This is a genomic window from Mucilaginibacter sp. SG564, from assembly GCF_013149275.1.
Taxonomy (GTDB): Bacteria; Bacteroidota; Bacteroidia; order Sphingobacteriales; family Sphingobacteriaceae; genus Mucilaginibacter.
This window is the reverse complement of the sequence record NZ_JABGNA010000011.1, coordinates 95,068-114,736: the sequence shown is the minus strand read 5'-3', so window position 1 is coordinate 114,736 and position 19,669 is coordinate 95,068. Positions and strand designations below refer to the sequence as shown.

General features: G+C 41.0%; 13 protein-coding genes. 12 read left to right on the top strand and 1 reads right to left on the bottom strand.

What is annotated here, in order from left to right:
* Positions 1–65: 65 nt before the first annotated feature.
* The 12 genes from FHW89_RS22890 (at position 66) to FHW89_RS22835 (ending at position 17,181) form a co-directional block, all read left to right on the top strand.
* Positions 66–992, top strand: coding sequence for a metallophosphoesterase (locus tag FHW89_RS22890; protein WP_172337377.1), 927 nt, complete (start codon positions 66–68; stop codon positions 990–992).
* A 27-nt stretch (positions 993–1,019) separates the two neighbouring features.
* The gene (locus FHW89_RS22885) at positions 1,020–2,117 is read left to right on the top strand and encodes an alkaline phosphatase family protein (RefSeq protein ID WP_172337376.1); all 1,098 of its coding nucleotides are present in this window, start codon (positions 1,020–1,022) and stop codon (positions 2,115–2,117) included.
* A gap of 19 nt (positions 2,118–2,136) precedes the next feature.
* Positions 2,137–3,141: a metallophosphoesterase gene (locus FHW89_RS22880; RefSeq protein ID WP_172337375.1), complete on the top strand. Its 1,005-nt coding sequence runs from the start codon at positions 2,137–2,139 to the stop codon at positions 3,139–3,141.
* 20 nt (positions 3,142–3,161) lie between these two features.
* Positions 3,162–4,049: an alkaline phosphatase gene (locus FHW89_RS22875; protein WP_172337374.1), complete on the top strand. Its 888-nt coding sequence runs from the start codon at positions 3,162–3,164 to the stop codon at positions 4,047–4,049.
* Between the two features lie 330 nt (positions 4,050–4,379).
* A complete protein-coding gene (locus FHW89_RS22870; protein ID WP_172337373.1) occupies positions 4,380–4,961 on the top strand; it encodes a helix-turn-helix domain-containing protein in 582 nt (193 codons plus the stop codon).
* Positions 4,962–5,524: 563 nt separating this feature from the next.
* Positions 5,525–8,686, top strand: a complete 3,162-nt coding sequence (locus FHW89_RS22865; RefSeq protein WP_172337372.1) for a TonB-dependent receptor — start codon at positions 5,525–5,527, stop codon at positions 8,684–8,686.
* 22 nt (positions 8,687–8,708) lie between these two features.
* Positions 8,709–10,487 carry a RagB/SusD family nutrient uptake outer membrane protein gene (locus tag FHW89_RS22860; protein ID WP_172337371.1) on the top strand — a complete coding sequence of 593 codons (1,779 nt, stop codon included), beginning with the start codon at positions 8,709–8,711 and terminating at the stop codon, positions 10,485–10,487.
* Positions 10,488–10,596: 109 nt separating this feature from the next.
* On the top strand, positions 10,597–11,634 hold the full coding sequence (locus tag FHW89_RS22855; protein ID WP_172337370.1) for an alpha-L-fucosidase: 1,038 nt from the start codon (positions 10,597–10,599) through the stop codon (positions 11,632–11,634).
* Between the two features lie 328 nt (positions 11,635–11,962).
* Positions 11,963–13,204: a phosphonoacetate hydrolase gene (gene phnA, locus FHW89_RS22850; protein ID WP_172337369.1), complete on the top strand. Its 1,242-nt coding sequence runs from the start codon at positions 11,963–11,965 to the stop codon at positions 13,202–13,204.
* A gap of 31 nt (positions 13,205–13,235) precedes the next feature.
* A complete protein-coding gene (gene phnY / locus FHW89_RS22845; RefSeq protein ID WP_216650672.1) occupies positions 13,236–14,684 on the top strand; it encodes a phosphonoacetaldehyde dehydrogenase in 1,449 nt (482 codons plus the stop codon).
* A 9-nt stretch (positions 14,685–14,693) separates the two neighbouring features.
* Complete coding sequence (locus FHW89_RS22840; RefSeq protein ID WP_172337368.1) at positions 14,694–15,854, top strand: TIGR03364 family FAD-dependent oxidoreductase; 1,161 nt, start codon at positions 14,694–14,696, stop codon at positions 15,852–15,854.
* Positions 15,855–15,879: 25 nt separating this feature from the next.
* The gene (locus FHW89_RS22835; RefSeq protein ID WP_172337367.1) at positions 15,880–17,181 is read left to right on the top strand and encodes a DUF5690 family protein; all 1,302 of its coding nucleotides are present in this window, start codon (positions 15,880–15,882) and stop codon (positions 17,179–17,181) included.
* A gap of 113 nt (positions 17,182–17,294) precedes the next feature.
* Here FHW89_RS22835 and FHW89_RS22830 read toward each other — a convergent pair whose 3' ends face one another.
* The gene (locus FHW89_RS22830; protein WP_216650671.1) at positions 17,295–19,661 is read right to left on the bottom strand and encodes a right-handed parallel beta-helix repeat-containing protein; all 2,367 of its coding nucleotides are present in this window, start codon (positions 19,659–19,661) and stop codon (positions 17,295–17,297) included.
* Positions 19,662–19,669: the final 8 nt, after the last annotated feature.

Genomic DNA, 19,669 nt, shown 5'->3' with positions numbered 1-19,669 from the left:
TAAACTTAATGTTTAGTATTTATATTTGACATCGACAGCGCCAATTCTAATTACAAACTATATGTATGAAAAGACGGGACCTAATTAAACAAATCGGCTTGGTTAGCGGAGCAGCAGTATTAAGTAACACAGTTACCGCATCGCCAATAAATTATGAGCAAAAGAAAAAAAGGGTTTTAAAGATAGCGCACATTACCGATGTGCACATCAGGCCCGAGTATAATGCAGTAGCCCGTTTCAAGAAGTGCTTGGAAATGATCAAAAAAGATAAGGTTGACCTGATATTGAATGGTGGTGATTCTATATACGCGGCAGATTATGATAATATTAAAAAAGAGAGGGTAATTGAATTATGGAACTGTTGGAAGGATAGTATTGAATTAGTAAAAGATATCCCGATGTACAGTGTGCTTGGCAATCATGATATGTGGTGGCAGGGGAAAGGTGATGAACTTTTTGGTAAACCCGGTGTGCTAAAAATGCTGGGTTTAAAAAATAACTATTACAGTTTTGATAAAAATGGATGGCACTTTATTATGCTGGATAGCAATCATCCAAAAAGTCCGGGTATGTTGGATGAAGATCAATGGAATTGGTTTGTGCAAGATGTACAATCCAGCAATGGGAAGCCAACATTGATCATGTCACATTATCCTCTTCTGAGCTGCACGGGCATTATTGATAATAAACCTGATTTTATAGGCCCTTTTAAAGTAAGCGGTAGCTATAACCACCTGGATATTATGAAGTTTATTGAAGTGTTCAATAAAAACAAAAATATCAAAGTTTGTCTGAGCGGGCACATTCACTTGTTAGATAAAGTTTGGTATAACGATGTAAGTTACTTGTGTAACGGTGCAGCCAGTGGCTTTTGGTGGGAACCGGGCGACGATGGCAAAAGCTCTTATAAACAAACGGTGCCGGGATACTCTATATTGAACTTGTATAGCAATGGCAGTTTTGATGACCAGTATATCAAATATGAAGCTTAGCCAATAGAACTTTTAATCCTAATTGAAATGAAAAAAACATCCTTCTCCTTATTGTTTCTACTGTTGATCAGTGTAACGGTTTCGGCCCAAAAAGTTCCTGCTGACAAAGCAGAAAATATCCTCATCGTATCTATAGATGGTTTGCGGTGGCACGAAGTTTTTCAGGGCGCCGAGAAAGCATTGATACTGAATAAAAAATACAACTCCCAGGACTCTGTTCAGCGAATAAAAAAGTACTGGTCTGATGATCAGCGGGAGCGAAGAGCTAAGCTAATGCCTTTTGTGTGGAGTGTTTTTGCAAAAGATGGGCAATTGTATGGCAACCGTGATTTGGGCAGCCTGGTAAATGTGAAAAATCCATACTGGTTCTCATACCCTGGTCGGAATGAAAATTTAACAGGGTATGCCGATCCTAAAGTAAACTCTAACGATTATCCAGATAACCCTAATAAAAATGTATTAGAGTTTATTGATCAGCAAAAAGGATATAAGGGTAAGGTGGTGGCTTTTGCCTCCTGGGATGCTGTAGCCAGAATCATCAACCGTAACCGGAATGGCTTAATGGTCAACAACCCGTTTGAAGATATCAAAGGGAATGACCTTACGGAAGCTGAAAAATTGGCCAATGAAATTCAACACTATGAACCTCAGATTTGGGGTGATGGTGAGCGTTTAGATGCCACTACGTACGCGCTTGCCAAATCATACATCGCCGCTAAACATCCCAAAGTAGTTTACCTTGACCTGGCCGATACCGACGATCACGCTCACGGGGGCACTTATGATCTGTATTTAGATGCCATTCACAATATCGACGCAATGATCAGCAGCTTGTGGAACTATATGCAAAAAGATCCCTTTTATAAGAACAATACCACCATTATAGTGATGCCCGATCATGGGCGGGGAGAAGGAAAGCAATGGACAAGCCATGGCGCCAGTATTCCGCACGCCAACGATACCTGGTTAATGGCTATCGGACCTAAAATAAAATCATTGGGCGAAGTGAAAAACAGCGGACAGATTTATCAGGACCAGTATGCAAAAACTATAGCCAAATTATTAGACTTTAATTTCACATCGGTAAATCCTATTGGCGAGGCTATAGATAGCGTAATAAAATAAACTTGGTTTATATAATACCATGAAAAATCAAAATCGAAGGGCTTTTATTCAAAAACTAACGATTGGTGCATTAGCTATTACCCCTGTTCAAAAGCTGATAGCTTCACCCGTTGCTTTGCAATTACAGCCGCAAGATAAAAAGATCAGGTTTGGTGTTATTGCCGATTTGCACCATGATCTGATATATGATGGGATGGATCGTTTATCGGCGTTTATTGATAATATGAATACCGAAAAACCGGATTTTATTATCCAGATGGGAGACCTTTGCTTTCCCAAAAAGGAGAACCTTCCTTTAATGGATGTTTGGAATAAGTTTAACGGCCCCAAATATCATGTAATTGGCAACCATGACACTGATGGTGGATTCACACGCGATCAGGTGGTTGAATTCTGGAAAGCGAAGGCAAAATTTTATTCTTTTGATATCAACGGTTTTCACTTTGTGGTTTTGGATGGAAATGAACACAATCCCTCGCCTGACAGCTCCCCAGGATATGCTCGCTTTATTTCTCCGGCCCAAGTGGAATGGCTAAAGAAAGATCTTGATGGAGCAACCTTACCCACCATAATATGCTGTCATCAGGGTTTGGATAATGATGCCGGCGGACTGGAGAATGGTACGCTAATGCGCTATACGCTTGAACAAGCCAATCAAAAGAATAAGCACAAAGTGATATTAGTACTAAGCGGGCATCATCATCAGGATTATTATAACCAGATCAACGGTATACACTACGTGCAGATCAATAGCGCCTCCTACCAATGGCTGGGTGATAAATATAAAGAGATTCGCTATTCGGAAGCTGTTGACAAGGCCAAGCCTGCGGTAAAATATACAGTGCCTTATAAAGATCCACTATGGGCTATGGTCGAAATCGATCAGGAGGGAACGATCAGTATACGAGGCAGGCGATCGGTTTTTATTGGGTCGTCGCCTGAGAAATTAGGCGTTAACCCGATTGACTATATCTACCCCATAGTGCCTTATATATCCGACAGGAAGATCAAAATTAATTCATAAATATTAACGCGTAACACTAAATGAAAAGATTACTGACAGTTATTTGCCTCTTTAGCCTGGCATTACAATTAAGCGCGCAAGTTAAACACGTAAAACACGTAGTATTAATAGGCTGCGATGGTTTTGGCGCTTATGCTGTACCCGGTGCCAAAATGCCCAATTTAAAACATTTGATGGAGACAGGTTCATGGTCGTTAAAGGCAAGGTGTGTGATGCCATCTTCAAGCGCCGATAATTGGGCATCTATGTTAATGGGTGCGGGGATAACAGAGCACGGCTATACAGAATGGAATAGCAAAGTTCCGGAAATTCCGTCGGTAACAATAACTAAGTACGGTATTTTTCCAAGCATCTTCAGTGTTATCCGTGATCAAAAGCCAGGCGCGAAAACCGCGGCCATTTATAGCTGGGACGGTATTGCGCCGCTGATTGAAAAAGATGCTATTGATATGGTAATACCAGGTGGCGATGCAGGCGATGATTTCTGTGTAGACACGGCTGCAAGCGTCATCAAAAAGCAAAAGCCGTTATTTACATTCATCCACGTTAGTCAGCCAGATGGAGTAGGGCATAATATCGGGCACCGCACTCCAGCATATTATGAAGAACTGCAAAAGGTTGATGCTCGGATAGGGAAGATTGTTCAAGCTGTAAAAGATGCGGGTATCGAAAACGAGACCATTATTATGGTGACTGCCGATCATGGCGGTATTAACAAGGGGCACGGCGGCAAATCATTGGATGAGATACAGATACCCTGGATCATAAACGGTGCAGGTGTTAAAAAGAATCACGAAATAAAAGATGTGATCATTACTTATGATACAGCTGCTACTATAGCCTGGATATTTGGACTGAAAATGCCACAAAGCTGGCGCGGGAAACCCGTAACTGATGGGTTTGATTAAATGGATCCTATCATAGTTTATACTGTTTAAATAGGGCTATTTTGCTAGAAAGTGGGTTTGCATGGTTTGTATTTTTTATGGATTTTATGTAGTTAAATTATTGATAATTAGTTATTTATTAGTTTTTTCCTTGAAATAGTGTAAGCCATCATTTTATAGGCTCGTTACTGATTGTTTTCTGATTCCGCCGGAGTGTCCAGTGTGGCCATTCGAATAAATTATAGGATTAAATCGGTCAAAATAAATTTGAATGCGTTTGCCCTTATTCATTGCATAGCGTAACGGGTACCATTGTGAAATTTTAATTACTTTTGAGCGAAAGTAACTATTATGCAAGACGATATTATCCTGAAGATCAGCTACCGTTTAAAAGAAATAAGAAAAGACAAACGCATAACCATTCAGGAACTGGCAGATAAAGCAGGTGTTAGTAAAGGATTAATATCCCAGATTGAAAATAACCGTACTATACCCTCACTTCCAGTATTGATGAATATCGTTCAATCGTTAAATCTCGACCTGACGGAATTTTTTAAGGACCTTTCATCCGGTGGTCACCAGGAAAAAGTATTCGTTATCCGCTCATCAGAATACAGTCCTATTCAAAAAGAAGCCTCCAAAGGTTTTAGCTACCAAAGAATGCTTACGCGCAATATAAAGGGAGGCCCTGTTGATTTTGTGTTGTTAGAACTTAAGAAAGGTGCTCGCCGCAATAAAATGGTGGTTACCGATGCTTTTGAATACAAATATCTGATTAAAGGTAAAATTGAATACCTGATAGAAGATAAAAGCTATGTTTTGGAAGAAGGGGATTCCATTTTCTTTGACGGACGCTTGGGGCACAATTTATCTAACATTGGCGATTCTGAAGCCATCATGCTGGTAGTTTATTATTTCATCTCGAACGATTGATAGTACCTAACCCACGTCAAATAGCATTAGAAAAAGGTCCGTATTTAAATACGGACCTTTTTTATACCTCCATCCCAAATTTTGAGAGAAGCCGCCTTTGTCGGCTATTTTAATAGGTATTCTGCTCACGCTACATCTCTGATATCTTCAACGTCTGCTCTTTTTTTCGAAAAAAAGTACTCCTCAAGCCTATAATTTGCTGTATTTATCATGATGTATTTTATCTAAAAAATGGTGTAAATTTCTTTGTTTTGTTGATTTTATTTTTCTTTAGTATTTATAAACAATTAAACAGTTGTTTCGTGTGAGTTAAATGATCTTCTTTCTCTTGGGTTTATAATTTACACAAACGTTTGTGTAATTAATTTACTTGTAAATTGTTAATTTACAGTTATATATACTTTATTTTAAAAATCATCCTTAACTGTATTTGCAAAACGATTTAGTTTATAGATAAATGATATTTCATTTAAAAAGTTTAATATTACTTTACTTTTTGTTTACAAATAATGTCTATAATTGTATAAATACTAAACAAAACTTAAAATTTAAACTGTTAAAAAATGAAGACTTTTTACTTGTTCAAGTATGGCCTGATCACGGTAGTGGTATGGCTGCTGGCTTTGGATGTTGCCTATGCCCAAAGTAAGGTTACCGGTACGGTAACCGATGATAGTAATAAACCCTTACCTGGTGTTATCATCAAATCAAAGCTGGGTAAATCAACTGGTACAGTTACCGACTCGCAGGGTAATTTTCATATCACGACTCCCAATAAAGAGGATGTTCTGATTTTTAGCTTTGTTGGGTACGTTACGCAGGAGGTGTCGGTAAACGGTGCCAATCTGAATGTAGTGATGAAAGCTTCATCAAGCAGTTTAAATGAAGTTGTTGTAGTTGGATATGGCAGTCAGAAAAAGGCTAACCTAACAGGGGCCGTAAATACCATCAGTGGTGCTGTGTTGGAAGATCGGCCCATACCCAATGTTGGAAGAGGGTTGCAGGGGATGTTGCCAGGTTTAACGGTAACTTCTCCGAGCGGCCAACCCGGCGCTGCACCATCCTTTAATATATGGGGATTTACTTCTATTAATGGAGGCGGGCCGCTTATATTGGTTGATAATATTGTAACCAGTGATGTTAGCAATATTAATCCTGATGATGTAGCCAGTGTAAGCGTACTTAAGGATGCTGCCTCCTCGGCTGTTTACGGTTCCAGAGCTGCATTTGGAGTGGTATTGATCACAACAAAGTCGGGGAAAACGGGAACTCCAAAGGTTACCTATAGTATGAATTATTCGCTGCATAAGATAACTAATCTGCCAGATGTGGTAACCGACCCGGCCACTGTAGTTGATTATAAGAACCAGGCTTACTATTCATACTATGGCGTGAACTTATTTAATAGCGCAACCGTGGCTTATGCCAACGCGCGGTCAAAAGATCCCAGCCTCCCAGCGGCAACTGCCGATCCTGCCGACCCGGCTAATTATATTTATGCAGCCGGCAATAATTGGTTCACTGACCTATATAAACCCATTAACACAAGCCAGCTCCATAATGTAACGGTGAGTGGCGGAGGCGATCGGATCACTTATTATTTTTCAGCTGGTTATAGTAACCAGAATGGGGTGTTTCGTGATAATGCCGACTATTATAACAGGTTCAATATTCGTGCGAAACTGGATATGAAGGTTACAAGCTGGCTGAGTGTTTATACGAACACAGCATACAATCGTATCATTTATAATCAGCCTTCTTTATGGACATCTGATTGGACGTCAGGCGATCTTTATCACTCCATTGGCCGCGCTAATACATTAGTTCCTGTTACCAACCCAGATGGGTCATATACCTCTGCGGGAGCTTATATAGGTTTTTTAAAAAATGGAGCTCGTAGCAATACGGTGACTAATCAACCACAAAACACTATTGGTTTTACAACTTCGTTTTTTAATAATGCCTGGAGAATTAAAGGTGATTATACCTTCAGAGCCATCAATGATTACAATCAGGCATCTCAATTAGTTGTTCCGTATGAAAACGGGCCAAATCAACAGGTGTTCTATGCAGGTCACTCCAATGCATCAGCATATGCCGACGATAATTCTTATCAGATCATCAATATTTATACAGAATATGAAAAAACTTTTGGTAAGCATTACTTTAAGGGGATGATTGGTTTCAATCAGGAGAAGAATAGCTTTAATACCTTTTCTGCGCTTAACAATAATTTGATTACCAATAGCGTAGGCTATCTTGGGGGAACAACAGGAGCAACACCCCAGGTTGGTGGATCTGGTTATCAATGGGCTACCAGGGGAGCTTTCTCACGTTTGAATTATAGCTATGACAATAAATATCTGTTGGAGTTAGATGGACGCTATGACGGATCTTCCCGTTTTCCGATCACCCAACAGTATACATTTCTTCCTTCCGTTTCCCTGGGATGGAGGGTATCGGAAGAGCCATTCTTTAAAAGCCTCACTGGTGTAGTTGATAATTTGAAGCTTCGTGCCTCTTATGGCACCTTGGGAAATGACCAGAATTTAGGGAATTACCAGTTTATTCCGCTGCTTGGACATGGCACAACCACCAATCTATTAGGTGGTGCTCAACCCGTGACCGTTACTCCACCTAATTTAGTATCTCCGTCACTTACCTGGGAGAAAATTTATAATTCTGTTGCAGGTGTAGATTTTAGCCTGTTTCACAAACTGGATGTTTCCTTTAACATATATCAGCGCGATACCAAAAATATGATAACGGCGGGATTTCAACTCCCGGCCGTCTTAGGAGCAAGCCAGCCTAAAGAGAATGCTGCCGATCAAAGAACGCGGGGATGGGACCTGAGCCTTACCTATAACGATAAATTTGACTTAGCAGGAAGACCATTTAACTATAGTTTGCGGGCGAATGTTTGGGACTCTCAGTCAATAATTACCCGGTATAACAATCCTACAAAATACTGGCAAGGAGGTGGTTATTATGTTGGGCAACACGTGGGTGATATATGGGGGCTAACAGACTTAGGGATATTTCAAACAGATGCCGCCGCGAAAGCAGCGCCAGATCAATCCGCGCTTATGGGATATTATAATTTGAACAAAGCAGGAGAGCTGCAATATGCCGACCTCAACCATGATGGAAAAATTACGTTAGGCGATGGTACGGTAGCAAATCCGGGTGATGCCAAAGTAATTGGTAATACCACTCCCCGGTATAATTTTGGCGCGGGAGGTAATTTTTCCTGGAATAATTTTGATTTAAGCTTCTATTTCCAAGGGGTAGGGAAGGCGAGTTTTTACCCTACTGAGGGCTATTATTGGAGTATGTTTTTTGCACCCTGGGAAAATGTTACTAAGAATATCGTGAATAACACCTGGACCCCGCAAAACCCGAATGCTTTCTATCCTGCCCTGAAGGGCTGGCGGGAAGGTGATGCCGGAGCATGGTATGATCTTGCAGTTCCTCAAACCAGGTATCTCTATAGCGCTGCTTATGTCCGTCTTAAAAATTTAACCGTTGGGTATTCGTTCTCCCTCCCTCAATTAAAAAAGATAGGTGTTGACCGCTTGCGGGTATATTTTAGCGGAGAGGACCTTTGGGAATCAGATCATCTACCGCAAGGTTTTGACCCGGAAGGATTGGGTGGTAGCTGGGGCTCAGGGAAAGTGTATCCCTTCCAACGCCAATATTCATTTGGTATAAGTGCAAAGTTTTAATTTTTAGTTCAAACTCACAACAATGAAAAAGTTTCATATAATTGCGATAATCGGTATGATGCTAAGTATCTTATCATTATACTCCTGTAAAAAAGATAGTTTTTTGACCCGGTATCCGGTATCGGACATAACAGAACAAAACTTTTTTAATAATGCTTCTGATTTAGATACCTATAGTAACGGGTTTTATTCTTATGTCCCCACTCTTCCCTCACAATTATTAGGTGATTCCTATAGAGCGGGAGATGTGCAAAGTGATAATACCGAGAACTTTCCTTTTAATAAAGTAGTGGCTGGTCAGCTGGTATTGCCAAGCACTGCCAGTCAGGCAGGCTGGACGTGGACTTATTTAAAAACTGTGAACTATTTTTTACAGAATTATCAAAAAGCAAACGCACCACAGACTGTAAAAAATCATTATGTAGGGGTGGCCAGATTTTTTAGGGCCTGGTTTTATTTTGATAAAGCAAAGCGCTTTGGTGCTTTGCCCTGGTATGGAAGGGCTATAGCGCCAAATGACATTGCTGATTTATATAAAGCGAGAGATTCCAGGCAACTGGTTATGGATTCGGTAATGGCTGACCTGAGGTTTGCCGTAAATAATGTCAATCCTACCGGGCCTTCTGGCACTATTACCAAGTGGGTAGCACTGTCACTGATGGCCAGAGTAGGGTTGCATGAGGGGACATTTAGAAAGTATCAGGGAATAGATGGTAGTCAGTCGTTTTTAAAAACAGCAGATAGCGCGGCCCTTGCAGTGATGCAAAGTGGTAATTTTAAATTATATACTACCGGAAAGCCTGGTCAGGACTATCAGAACTTATTTTTATTTTATAATCCGGGAGATCCGCAAGGGGCTGAAGTAATATTAGGTACATATTACAGTAGTACTCTTCATGTTTATTCAGCAACCGATGCGGCTATCAGGTCTGACGGTATGGGTATGACAAAGGATTGTATGAATACTTATCTTACCAGCAATGGCACTCCCTTTACTCAAGTGCCAGGTTACGATACCATGATGGTTAAAGGGGAGTTTAAAAATCGCGATCCCAGATTACCGCAAACCGTTTTGCCTCCAACTACGCTGGCATATGGTGATATGTTTGGGCCAAATACATTAGGTAAGTCTAAAACTGGTTATTATCTGTTTAAGTATTTTGATCCCACTGCTCTTGCATACAATAGCAATACCAATGCAGGAATAGATTTTCGGTATGGGGAGATTCTGTTGATCTATGCAGAAGCAAAAGCAGAATTGGCGAATGCCGGAACGGGTACGCTTTCACAAGCCGACCTTGATATGTCCATTAACTTACTTCGGGACAGAGTGGGGATGCCTCATTTATTGATGAATGTGCCTGTTGACCCTGTATTGGCAATAGCTTATCCCAATGTGTCGGGTGCCTTACAAAATGTGTTGTTGGAGATCCGCCGGGAGCGAAGAGTAGAGTTGGCAGGTGAAGGATTTCGTTATGATGACCTCATGCGGTGGAAAAATGGTGCATTGTTAGCCAAGACCTTTTATGGCATGTACTTCCCATCTACAGGTATTTTTGATATGAATGGCGATGGGGTGCCCGATGTTGGCCTGGTATCGAGTAAACCTGCGAATCCCATACCAAACGTAGCTTACTTTGTAATTGGAACAGATGTTTTTTTAAGCAAAGGTAACTATGGAAACGTAGTGGTGAACCCTACCTTGGTCAAAACATTTGCCGATCCTAAAAATTACTATTTCCCTTTGCCTACCCAGGAGTTGCAGCTTAACTCAAAGTTAACACAAAATCCGGGTTGGTAAAACAGTATAAATATCAAAAGAGCTTTGTTGGTTAGTTAATTTTTAATTAAGGGCCGCAGGGATGTGGCCCTTTTTATATTTCATAAAACAGAATATTAAAAATCACATCATGAAAAAGATTATCACTGCGTTTTCCATAATGCTTGTTTTTTCAATGGCGGGCTTTGCGCAATCATCATATATTCCTTCTAAAAGCAATCTCGAAAACCGGGAATGGTTTAATAACGCCAAATTAGGTTTGTTTATCCATTATGGTATTTATTCGCAGTTAGATGATGTGGATGAAGCCTGGGCCATGCGTAAATATACCGTCCCTCAGTATGAAAAAATTGCTGACCAGTTTGATCCCAGAGATTTTAATGCTAAAGAATGGGTAGCTGCTGCAAAAAAATTAGGGTTTAAATATATTACTGTAACCACCAAACATCACGATGGCTTTTGTTTGTTCGATTCTAAATATACAGATTGGACAATCATGCATCACGGAAAAAAGCGATTAGACATTATTAAAGCCCTGGCCGATGAGTGTCATAAACAGGGGATAAAATTATGGTTGTATTATTCCTTATTGGACTGGCATCATCCAGATTTTGTGTTTCGTAAAGACGAAGGGGGAACCTATAAGCATCAATTACCTAATCCAAATAGGGATGAGCAAAAGTATATTCAGTATATGAAAAATCAGCTCACTGAGTTACTTACCAAATACGGAACGGTTGCCGGGATATGGTTTGATGGATATTGGTCAAAAGATGTAGGCAGATATCCCTTTGGAGAAATTTACAAGTTGATTCATCAATTGCAGCCAGCTTGTATGATCATCAATAATCATGATATGTTTTACATTCCGGGTGAAGATGCTATGGTATATGCTTTATATGATCCTTTTCCGCAGTCTGCGTACGATAGTGATATTCGTTTAAAGCAAATGCCATTGCAAGCCATGGATATGAGCAGTAATAAATGGGGATACTACTCTAAACAAATATATAAACCGGTTGATACCCTTATACATAATATGGAAAAAGTGGCAGGCAAACATGCGTCTTTTGTGTTAAATACAGGCCCATTGCCTAACGGAAAGCTGGATGAGCATTTTATCGATACCATCAAAGTTGTAAATAAGCGAATGAGCATCCACAAATAATTTCCTTTTTAAGGGATGCATTAATGTTCTAGTATATATAGTGTTAGTAAACAATTGGATGCCGGTTTTTTAGTTTTTCATGAGATACGTATTAAGCGCATGTAGAAAAATATTTTCAAAAAGTTTAGTATTTGTTTACTTTTTTACAAAAAATAATTACATTTGAATATAAATACTAAACAATGATTGTAAGCAGAATTTGGCTTCAGTTGTGGTTTTAAAAGTACTGGTAAAGTTGATTAATGTGTTTGTTTAAGGGGCGTAGCGGTTACGGCCCTTTTACCATTGCAACTGATAAAGTTAGAACTTGATTATATAAAAATAGATAATGAATACCATCTCAACAACGTCTTTCTCGGCCAACGGTAAATTATATACGCCACCTGCAAAGCCCATTGTAGTTATCTGCATGGATGGCTCGGCCGATGAATATCTTGATACTACATTGGCTCATGATCGCATGCCTAATCTTAAAAAAATGGCATTACAAGGCTATCGTGGTATGGTGCGCGGAGCTTTACCATCTTTTACCAATGTCAATAACTCATCTATTGTAACGGGTGTTAGTCCGGCGGTGCATGGCATTTGTGGTAATTTCTTTTACGATGCCCAAAAAGATCAGGAAGTGATGATGAACTCATCAGAATATCTCCGGGCGGATACTTTGCTGGCTGCCGCGGCAAATGCAGGGCGTAAAGTAGCCGTGGTAACCGCAAAAGAAAAATTACGGGATATTCTTTCTTATAAATTGAACGGTATCGCTTTTTCTGCCGAAAAGGCCGATCAGGCAAAACTGGAAACACATGGCATTGAAAATGCCGAAGAAGTTATCAGGCATAAAACACCGGCCATTTATAGTGCCGAAGCCAGTCTGTTTGTTTTACGGGCAGGCGTTGCACTGATAGAAAAAGGCCTGGCCGATTTTCTATACCTATCGTTAACCGATTATATGCAACATACCTATGCACCTGATACCGAAGAGTCACTGGCATTCTATGAGGCTCAGGATATTGAATTGGGCAAAATGCTTGCATTAAGGGCCGTTATTGGCGCAACGGCAGATCATGGCATGAACGCCAAAGTAAAAGCCGACGGTTCGCCAAATGTATTGTTTATCGAAACCATGCTCACAGAAAAATTTGGTACAGGTTTCAGGGTTATTTGCCCTATAACCGACCCTTATGTAAAACATCATGGTGCGTTAGGATCCTATGTGGCTGTGCACGTGGAAAATGGTTCGAATATCAATGACGTGAAAAACTGGCTGGCACAGCAGCCCGGTATTACCGAGGTGTATGATAAAGAAACGGGCTGCCGTATCCTGGAGCAACCGGCAGATAGGACAGGCGACCTGTTTGTATTGTCGGCACGTGATGTAGTAGTTGGAAAAACAGCTGCCGATCATGATCTGAAAGCCCTGGACGGAACCCTGCGCTCACACGGCGGCAGGTATGAGGAAATGGTGCCATTAGTGGTTTCGCACCCATTAAACAGTTTATATAAAATGAAGGCGCAGGGCGATCCACGGAATTTTGATGTATTCGATTTTGCAGTTAACGGTACCCATTAATTGGGTGTCATAGAGGAATTTTAAGAGGACGATGAAAGAGGAAACATTGTTAAGTACTGATAATATGTTCAAACTGGCCTCATTAATAGCCGGTGAACCTGTATCATCCGGGAAGATATTAGCTGTTAATAACCCCTATAACGGGCAGCTTGTAGGCACAGTGGAAATGGCGGGCGGTAACGATATCCAGGCTGCTATTGACATAGCCTTAAAAGGTGGTCAAATATTAACCCGTTACGAGAGATATAGCATTTTGGATAAAGCCAAAACGATGCTGTTGGACAGAAAAGAGGAATTTGCTAAATTGATCACCGCCGAATCGGGTTTATGTATTTCTGAAGCGCGGTATGAGATCGGTCGCGCGCATGATGTGTTACTGTTTGCCTCCATAGAATGTTTAAAAGATGACGGGCAGGTATTTTCCTGCGATATATCACCAAACGGCAAACAGCGAAAAATATTTACGCTGCGTGAGCCTTTAAAACTGGCTGTTGCTATTACACCATTTAATCACCCGCTAAACCAGGTGGCGCATAAAATTGCTCCGGCTTTAGCAGCCGGAACGCCGGTTATACTAAAACCTTCGGAAAAAACACCCTTAACGGCTATCCGGTTTGTAGAACTACTGTACCAGGCGGGTTTGCCGGCATATATGCTGAGTGTACTTTTAGGAGATACCAAAGATGTTGCCGAGGCATTGGTGCAGGATCCGCGGGTAGATCTGGTATCATTTACCGGCAGTGTTGCTGTAGGGAAAAAGATAGCGCAAACGGCGGGGTATAAAAAGGTGATCCTGGAGCTTGGCGGCAATGATCCATTGATTGTATTGGAAGATGCCAACCTTGATCTGGCTGTTACATTGGCAGCAGAAGGTGCTTTCCGGAATTCAGGTCAGCGTTGTACTGCTGTAAAGCGCATCCTGGTACAGGAAAATATAGCCAAAGAGTTTACCGAACGCTTTGTTGAAAAGGCAAAAGAATATACCTGCGGAGATCCGGCAGATCCTGAAACCAGGGTTGGGACGGTAATTGACGAACAATCGGCCATATACCTAGAAAGCGTGGTGGACAAAGCGGTTGCCCGCGGGGCCAGGATTTTGTTGGGAGGTAAACGCACGGGTGCTTTATTACAACCAACGGTGATTATAGATGTTCCGCGGGATGCGCAAATGGTTGTTCAGGAATCTTTTGGACCTCTGGCACCCATTTTAACTTTTAAAGATATTAATGATGCCATAGCTCTTTCCAATTCTACCGCTTTTGGTTTATCATCAGGTGTGGTCACTACCAATATGGATCATGCCATCCGTTTTGTGAAGGAGCTAAAAGTAGGTACTGTAAATATTAATGAAGTGCCGGGCTATAGGATAGAGAGTTCGCCTTTTGGTGGTGTTAAAGACTCCGGCCTAGGAATAAAAGAAGGCGTGATCGAGGCGATTAAGTGCTTCACTACTGTAAAAACATTTTCAATGCCCTGGTAAAAAATCATTATGAATAATTCATCAACATACGATTTAATTGTAATTGGCTCTGGCATATTGGGTACGTTTCATGCCTTGCATGCTGCACGTTTGGGCAAAAAAGTACTGCTGACCGAAAAAGATCAGTATCCTATAAGCGCGACGGTCAGAAACTTTGGCCAGGTAGTAACCTCCGGTATGTCTTCCGATTGGCTTCCTTACGCCATCAAAACAGCAGAATTGTATCAGGAGATCCAGCGCGAATTTGACATCAGTGTGCGTAATAATGGTAGCGTTTACCTGGCGTCTGACCCTGAAGAATTGCAGTTGGCTCACGAATTAAAAGAGCGTATGGATTCCTTTGGTTACCAGGGTTCGCTGCTATCGGCAAAAGATTGCCTGGTTAAATGGCCGGCGCTAAATGATCAGTATTGTAAGGGCGGGATTTTCTTTCCGCAGGAATTAAGTGTGGAACCAGATAGGCTCATCTATCGCCTCATCAAATATGCTATCACCAAATATCCACAACTCACCTATAAGCCGGCTACAGCTATTATTGACTGTGAAGTTATTGGCGATCATGTGGAAGTGACGAGTTCAACAAAAGAGAAATTTATAGCCGATAAAGTAATTGTGTGTAATGGAGGCGAATACAAATTGTTATTTGCCGATCATTTTAAAGATAGCGGTATCATCTTATGTAAATTACAAATGATGCGGACAGTTCCGATGCCCGAGGTGCAGTTAGAGGGGAATATACTAACCGGGCTTTCTATCCGCCGGTATGAATCATTCCAGGAATGCCCTTCATATACCAAACTTACAACACCCGAGCATTATGCCGAATTAAAAAAATGGGGTGTACACATCCTGTTTAAAAAAGCCGTGGATGGATCAATCATCATTGGTGATTCGCATGAATATGCAGATGTAAATCATTCCGATGATCTGAATTTTGATATCAACAATCATATCAATGAACTGATGTTGAAAGAAGCGCAAAATATTGTAGGTTTTGATGTAAGTAAAATAGCCTCAACCTGGGCTGGCGTTTATCCGCAGCACAACAGCAAGCACGTGGTAGAGCTGGATATAGAAAGCCGGATACATATTCGCACAGCCATTGGCGGCAAAGGCATGACGTGTGCCGGAGGATACGCGGAGGCCAGTATACAGGGAATATATAACTGATCATTACTCAGTTCATCGCCATCATATGAAGCAAATAAATAAGTTGCTTGTTCAATCAAAAGTTTTCTTCATATGCTGGTGTGTGCTGGCGGCTTTTGGTACCTATTTTTGTATGTATGCCTTCCGAAAGCCATTCACCAGCGGCACATACGCAGGCCTGGCGCTTTGGGGTATTGACTATAAGGCTATCCTGATCATTGCCCAGGTGCTGGGTTATATGGTGTCAAAATTCATTGGTATAAAGGTTATTTCAGAGCTAAAGGCATCGGGTAGGGTAAAGCTTATTATTTCGCTAATTCTTTTTGCCGAAGTTTCACTTTTATTATTTGGCCTTGTACCACGCCCGTACAATTTTTTCTTTTTATTTCTGAATGGTTTGCCCCTGGGTATGGTTTGGGGTATTGTTTTTAGTTACCTGGAAGGCAGGCGTTTTACCGAAATGCTGGCCATGGGATTGAGTATCAGTTTGATTGTATCGTCGGGGATATTGAAAACCGTTTATTTCATAGTTCATGAATGGTTTCCGATGATCTCGGAGTTTTGGATGCCGGGTGTTATCGGCCTGTTTTTTTTGCCGCTGTTCCTCACCTTTGTCTGGATGCTTTCTGTAATACCAGAACCAACGGAAACTGATAAATTACTACGAGTAGAACGGGTAGCCATGACCCCGGCCGACAGGCAAATTGCTTTAAAGGAGTATGGTTTTGGTATATTCTTAATTGGGTTAATTTATACCATATTGGCCACCATGCGCGATTTTAGGGATAACTTTTCGGTAGAAATATGGAATGAAATATCCCCCAACTGGAATAAGTCGGTTTTTTCCATAACTGAGGCTATCTCCGGGATTATAGTGTTAGCAGCTATTGCATGCCTTTCGCTTATCCGTAATAATATTAAAGGTTTTTGGGGTACACAATATTTAATTGGTCTTGGTTTATTAATGAGCGGCGGCAGTACCCTGCTTTTTCATCTGCATATATTAAATCCGTTTTGGTGGATGTTGCTGGTAGGCATGGGGATGTTTCTGGCCTATACACCCATACAGGTGGTTTTATTTGACCGCATGATAGCCTTATTTAAAATAAAGGCCAATGCCGGTTTCTTTGTTTATATCTGTGATTCTTTTGGTTATTTAGGTAGCGTTGGCCTGCTGCTTTACAAAGAGTTTTTTATGAAAAATTTAAGTTGGGCCAATATGTTGATGCAATTTAGTTACCTGCTTGCCATTATTTGTTTGCTGTTATTGGTACTTACCGCTGTTTTTTTTAACCGCAAAATAGGGAGCAAGGGGCATTTTACAGAAACGCTGAACAGGAATGTTTAATCAGGAATGATCATGATAACACAATTTTTATGGATATAAAAAAGGAAACATTACCTAATGAATGTTTCCTGTACTGACCTTACAACTTGATAATTGAAAATTTAACGGTTTATTTATTTGTTGAAGTTAACATGAATAGTTTTGGGCACCTGGTTATGCATTATAATAAGTTCGGCTTTTCCCATCCATTTGATTTTCTGATATATCCTGAGTAATTCTTCTACAGAATTAACACTGTCTTCATTGATCTTAATTACTACATCGCCTTTTTCTAAACCGTTTTTTGCTGCGAGTGATGACGGTGGGAGATCCGTAAGCAACGCACCATTATCATCATGCAAACCGGCAGCTGATCTTTCTCCCAGGCTCTCAATGTTTTTGAAACGCGCACCCAGCCATTCCACCTGGTTTTGTTTACCCTGGTTTGTGGAAGTAACCAAAGGATTGATCGCAGGTTTTTGGGCCAACTTTTTTAAAACTATGGAAGTTACCCCGAAATGCATATCAAAATCTTTAAAACCTGATTTTAAAGCCGGAGAGCCAGGTTTTAAATGATAATCTCCGCCTTTCGCGTCGATAAACTGGGCATCACCATAATTACTGTTTTTATCTAAACCTAAGCTCTGGGCTGCTGCCAGGGCATCTTTTGTCAGGAAATAATTATGATCGATGCTTTTACCCCAGTTATTCATCAGGATAGGGGCATATGGCAGGCTCACGATGTTATATTCAAATATGTCATTACTGTTTTTTAACCACACATGCGGATGAAAGGTATTATTGATGATGATGTTATTGGTAACGGTACGGCTGTAACCTTCGCGTAGTTTTAAACCACCGCTCAAACAAACATTGTTATATATTAAGTAATTGCTGCTGCCGTCGTCCAGGTCAATGTCCCAGCCATGATCGCACTGAAAACGGTTATTGCGGATGGTGACGGGATCAATCACATCCAAAAACTGAATGCCTGGCCTGGCCGCCACTATGCTATCGATCACGTTACGCTCAGGCAACCAGTACCTATCTCTGCCCCAGGAATTATAAGCCCCGTTATCGCCGGTTTCCAGTACGGTATTGAACACATCATTAAACTCAATAATATGCCCGCCCCATGTACCTTCGCTCATATTGAGCCCGGCCCTTGGCGTATGGTAAATGGTATTATGACTTATTGTGATATGCGACGACATAGAGACCTGCACACCAGCCACCTGTTTTTCTATAGTACCAATGTGATGTATCAAATTACCTGTGGCTACACAGTATTGAGGGTAATCCGAATTTTTAGGACCCGGTTGGTAGTCCATTTTATCCCAGGGAACAAAAGTTTCGTAACTAAAAGCAGGTGATCGTGCTGCATTAGGACTACCAACAAAAGCAATAGCATTACCACCAATAGTATGTATATAGTTTTCGCGGATGGTATCGTTCTTACTATAATTACTTACAAACACCGCGTTACCGCCCAATTCATAAAAGCTACAATTGCTGATGGTTATATGCTCCGTTCTGTCAATCAGGATCGCTCCGCCGCGGTACATTCTCCAGTCGCTGCGGAGTAAAGGTTCTTTGGCCAGCATAAATGATCGTGCTGTTTGCGTAAAGTTAATGCCTTTAATAGTGATGTTACTTAGCGGCTTCTCTTTACTACCGCTGATATGGATCAGATCGGTTAAGCCGCTCATGGTAAATACAGCTTTTTTTAGATCAGTTACTGTGGGTGGGTATAGATAAAGTGTTTGGGTTGTTTTATTGTAAAACCACTCGCCAGGGGCATCCAGTTCCTCAAAAATATTCTCTACAAACCGGTATTGTTTGTTCATGGCAGAAGGGCGGTTATTTTGCCAGCCGCCTTCGTAAGTCAATATACCTTTATCGTCTTTCCCGGTGATCAGATAATCAAAACTACCCCATTCGCCCGAGTGCAGTGCATGAATGTAGCCTCCGGCTGGAGCCTGCCAGGTTTTTACCCTGCTTTCACTTATCGCATCTTTAGCCGTTCCATTATAAACCCGTACTGTAGAATCAAAATTAGGGTAACGGGCCATTGGAAGGCTTTTGCCATTGATGAATAACTGATCGGGAGCAAAGTCGATAGCCACTTTTGCTTTAATAATATTTCCTTTGTAAGGCTGCCATACCGGGTTTACTTTAGCTGAGCCCGTAATGGTCGCTTTTTCTTTTGGATATGAAGTGATAGTCAGGGAGCGTTCTTTAAAATTACCCTGGTTGAGCTCCATTGTTTTTTGCTGAGGATAGACTCCTCCCCGTAGTATGACAACTACATTGTTGTTAACATATCCGCTTGCTTTTGACAATGCTGTTGCCAGGTGTTGAACTGGGTATTTAAAAGTACCGTCGTTCTCATCGCTCCCGCTATTGGAAACATAAATTTTATTCTGCCCAAAGCAAGGCTGCATAAATATACCTGCCGTGATAAATGAGATAGTCAGGATAGTTGATTTTAAAAACTGCATTAGCATGG